Annotated in this window: 1 protein-coding gene and 1 pseudogene; both read left to right on the top strand. The window is 73.3% G+C overall.

Going from position 1 to position 4,935, the window contains the following annotated elements; all coding sequences use genetic code 11:
* A partial coding sequence (locus tag K7854_RS37060; protein WP_226030954.1) for a beta-ketoacyl reductase occupies positions 1–1,003 on the top strand: 1,003 nt, incomplete at its 5' end.
* A 139-nt stretch (positions 1,004–1,142) separates the two neighbouring features.
* Positions 1,143–4,935, top strand: a pseudogene (locus tag K7854_RS37055) (type I polyketide synthase); the annotation flags it as partial.

Raw genomic sequence — 4,935 nt, 5'->3', positions numbered from 1 at the left:
CGATGCGGTGCTGCGTCCGAAGGTGGATGCGACCTGGCACCTGCACGAACTGACCCGGGAGCATGATCTGTCGGCGTTCGTGGTGTTCTCGTCGGCGGCCGGTGTGTTCGGGAATGCGGGGCAGGCCAACTATGCGGCGGCGAATGTGTTCCTGGATGCGCTTGCCCAGGCTCGCCGTGCGGAGGGGTTGCCCGGTCTGTCCCTGGCGTGGGGCCTGTGGGCCGAGGCGAGTGCGATGACGTCGGGGCTGGCGGAGTCGGACCGGCAGCGGATCGCCCGCCTCGGCGCGGAGGCGCTGGGCGAGGCCGAGGGGCTGGCGCTGCTCGACCGGGCGGTCACCGGAGATACGGACGGCCTGCTCGTCCCCGTCCGGCTCAACCTCCCCGCCCTGCGCGGCCGTTCCGAGGACGTGCCCGCCGTGCTGCGGGCGCTGGTGCCCGGCCGGGCGCGGCGGCAGGCCGCGGCCGTGGCGGCTGTGGGCTCGGCCGGCGGACTGGCCGAGCGGCTCGCGGCGATGAACGAGGGTCGGCGGGCGGCGCATCTGCTGGACCTGGTGCGCACGGAGGTCGCCGTGGTGCTGGGGCACCCTTCCGCGTCGTCGGTCGAGCCGGACCGGGCCTTCAAGGACCTCGGGTTCGACTCGCTCACGGCGGTGGAACTGCGCAACAGGCTCCACGCCGCCACCGGTCTGAAGCTGGCCGCCACGGTCGTCTTCGACCATCCGACCTCCGCCGACCTGGCCCGGCATCTGCACACGCAGATCCCGGGTCTGCCGGCGGCGGGGCCGGAGGGACTGCTCGGCGAACTCGACCGGATCGAGCAGATGCTCACTGACGTCGATCCGACCGACGAGGAGAGCGCCGACATCCAGCGCCGTCTCGCCGCCCTGCTTTCCCGCTTCGACGAGGCGGCGCGACCGGCGGAGGCCGAACGGGTCGCCGATCAGATCGACGCGGCGACGGACGACGAGATCTTCGCCTTCATCGACAACGAACTCGGCTGAGTTCCAGGACGGTCGGGCCGCTGCACGGCGGCCCACCATCCTGCCGTCCACTCCTGACGCCCACTTCCGACGCCCACCCCGGTGTCGACCCCGGACCCCGATCGTCTCCGACGACGACTCGAATGGTGACTGACTGATGTCCAACGAGCAGAAGCTGCGTGACTACCTCAAGCGGGTGACCGCCGATCTGGCCGAGACCCGGCTCCGTCTCGGCCAGGCCGAGGCCGCCCGGCACGAGCCCGTCGCGATCGTCGGGATGGCGTGCCGGTACCCGGGCGGGGTCGAGTCGCCGGATGATCTGTGGGAGCTGGTCTCGAAGGGCTGCGACGCGATCGGCGCCATGCCCGGCGACCGCGGCTGGGACGTTGACGCCCTCTACGACCCGGACCCGTCGATCAACGGCAAGACGTACTGCCGTGAAGGCGGTTTCCTGCGCGACGCCGCCGAGTTCGACCCGGCGTTCTTCGGGATTTCGCCGCGTGAGGCGTTGGCGATGGATCCGCAGCAGCGGCTGCTGCTGGAGACGTCGTGGGAGGCGTTCGAGCGGGCGGGCATCGACCCGGCCACGCTGCGCGGCAGCCGTACGGGCGTGTTCGCGGGCGTCATGTACCACGACTACGGCGCCCGCTTCGGCACGGGTGCGGGTGCGGCCGCACTGCCGGAGGGCGTCGAGGGATACGTCGGCAACGGCAGCGCGGGCAGCATCGCCACCGGCCGCATCGCCTACACCTTCGGCCTGGAGGGCCCGGCGGTGACCGTCGACACCGCCTGCTCGTCGTCGCTGGTCGCACTCCACCTCGCCATCCAGGCGCTGCGGCAGGGCGAGTGCAGCCTGGCCCTCGCCGGCGGCGTCACGGTGATGGCGACGCCGGACACGTTCGTCGAGTTCAGTCGGCAGCGGGGGCTTGCGGCGGATGGCCGGTGTAAGGCGTTCGGTGCGGGTGCGGACGGTACGGGCTGGGCCGAGGGTGCGGGGATGCTGTTGGTGGAGCGGCTGTCGGACGCGGAGCGTCTGGGTCACCCGGTCCTTGCGGTGGTGCGGGGCAGTGCGGTCAACCAGGACGGCGCGTCCAACGGTCTGACCGCACCCAACGGCCCGTCCCAGCAGCGGGTGATCCGGCAGGCCCTCGCCGCCGCGAACCTGACGCCCGCGCAGGTCGACGTGGTCGAGGGACACGGTACGGGTACGTCGCTGGGCGACCCGATCGAGGTGCAGGCGCTGCAGGCCACGTACGGCCAGAGGCGCACGGGAGAACAACCTTTGTGGCTGGGGTCGTTGAAGTCGAACATCGGACACACCCAAGCCGCGGCCGGTGTCGGCGGGATCATCAAGATGGTGATGGCGCTGCGCGCCGGTTCGCTGCCGCGCACGCTGCACGTGGACGAGCCGTCGCACCAGGTCGACTGGTCGGCGGGCGCGGTACGGCTGCTCACCGAACCGAAGCCGTGGCCCGACACCCGGGAGCCGCGCCGGGCGGCGGTGTCGTCGTTCGGCGTCAGTGGCACCAACGCGCACGTGATCATCGAGCAGGCTCCGGAGCCGGCGACCGAGGCGGCCGGCAACGGAACGCTCGCCGTCGACCCCGCCCTCCTGACCTGGCCGGTCTCCGCGCGCGGCGCCGACGCGCTGCGCGCTCAGGCGGCCCGGCTGCACGCCCACCTGCTGGCCCGCCCCGAGCTGGGCGCGGCCGACGTCGCGTACTCGCTCGGCGTCACGCGTTCCGCTCTCCCGCACCGCTTCGTCGCGTACGGCGCCGACCGCGACGAACTCCTCGCCTTCGTCGCCCGGTTCGCGGCAGAGGGGGCCACCGCGGGGGCCGGAAGCCTGACCGGTACGGCGGCGCGGGGCGCGACCGCCTTCCTGTTCTCCGGGCAGGGCTCGCAGTGGGCCGGCATGGGGCGCGAAGTCAGCGAACGGTTCCCGTACTTCCGGCAGGCCCTCGACGAGGTGTGCGCCGTACTGGATCCGCTCCTCGAACGTCCCCTGCGCGAGGTGCTGTTCGCCGCTCCGGGCACGCCCGAGGCCGAGGCGCTCGACAGCACTGGCTGCACCCAGCCCGCCGTCTTCGCCCTGGAGGTCGCCTTCTTCCGGCTCCTGGAGTCGTGGGGCGTGCGGCCCGACATCCTCGCGGGACACTCCATCGGCGAGATCGCCGCCGCCCACGTGTCCGGGATCCTGTCACTGGAGGACGCCTGCACGCTGGTCGCCGCGCGCGGTCGGCTCATGCAGCAACTTCCGCCCGGGGGCACCATGGTCGCCGTCGAGGCGAGCGCCGACGAGGTGCTGCCGCTGCTCGCCGGACACGAGGACGCGGTGGGCCTCGCCGCCGTCAACGCGCCCGGCGCGGTCGTCCTCTCGGGCACCGAGGCCGCCGTGGACGAGATCGTCGTCGTCCTCACCGCACGCGGGTGTCGCACCAAGCGCCTCCGGGTGAGCCACGCCTTCCACTCGCCGCTGATGGAGCCGATGCTCGACGAGTTCCGGCGCACTCTCCAGAGCGTCACCTTCCACGAGCCGGGCATCCCGATCGTGTCCACCGTCACCGGCGTCACCGACCCCGAGGAGATGCGCACCGCCGACTACTGGGTCGGCCACGTCCGCGCCACCGTCCGCTTCGCCGACGCAGTCACCGCGCTCCACGGGCAGGGCGTCGTCCGCTGGGTCGAGGTCGGCCCGTCGGCGGCACTGCTGCCGATGATCCAGCAGACTCTGGACACCGTAGAGGCCTCGTCCGCGCAGGAGAGCGCCGGAGAGGCCGTCGTCGTCTCCCTGCTGCGCCGCGCCGAACCGGAGGAGAAGGCCCTGCTCACAGCCGTGTCCCGGCTGTATGCGGCCGGCACACCCGTCGACTGGGCGGCCGTATTCGACGGGCTCGGCGCGCACCGCGTGGACCTGCCCACGTACGCCTTCCAGCGGCAGCGGTACTGGCTCGACGCCCCCGCCGGCACCGGCGACATGACCGCCGCCGGACTCGGCGCCGCCCACCATCCGTTGCTCGGCGCGTCCGTCGCCCGCGCGGAGGACGACGGCGTCCTGCTCACCGGCCGGCTCTCCCCGGCGGCCCAGCCCTGGCTGGCCGACCACACCGTGGACGCGGTGCCACTCGTACCCGGCGCGGCCCTGGTGGAGCTGGCGCTGCGCGCCGGTGACGAGGCGGGCTGCGGGCACGTCGACGATCTCACCCTCGAAGCGCCGCTGGTGCTGCCGCCCGGTGGCGCTGTACAGGTCCAGGTCGCCGTCGGCGCCCCCGACGACCGCGGCGCCCGGCCCGTGCAGGTGTACTCCCGTCCGCAGCCCGACCCGCAGCACACCCGGAGCACCGACCCGGGCTGGACCCGGCACGCCACCGGACTCCTGACCCCGGCTACATCTGCCCCGGCCCCCTCGGACGACCTCACCGCCTGGCCGCCGCGTGACGCCGAACCGGTGGACGTCGAGGGCTTCTACGACGGCCTCGCCGACCGCGGTTTCGAGTACGGCCCCGCCTTCCGAGGCATGCTGCGTGCCTGGCGACGCGGCGAGGAACTGTTCGCGGAGGTCGCCCTGCCGGAACCGCTGACGTCCACCGCCGGCGGGTTCGGCCTGCACCCGGCCCTCCTTGACGCGGCCCTTCACCCGATCGGCCTGACCTCCCTCGTCGCGGACGGCGCCACCAGGCTGCCGTTCGCCTGGTCGGGCGTCTCGCTGTACGCCGTCGGGGCGACAGCCCTGAGGGTGCGGATAGCACCGGCCGGCCCCGACAGCTTCTCCGTGATCGCCGCCGACCCGACGGGCGCGCCGGTGGCCGCCGTCGAGGCGCTGAGCGTACGGGAGATGTCGCCCGAGCAACTGACCGCAGCGATGGACGCGGCCGTCGGCGGGACGGCGGGCACCGACTCGCTCTTCGAGGTGGAGTGGGTGTCGGCTGCGGTTGGTGGGGGTTCGGGTGGGG

It is taken from the genome of Streptomyces hyderabadensis, assembly GCF_020404845.1.
Lineage (GTDB): Bacteria > Actinomycetota > Actinomycetes > Streptomycetales > Streptomycetaceae > Streptomyces > Streptomyces hyderabadensis.
This window is presented reverse-complemented; position numbering and strand designations above follow the sequence as displayed.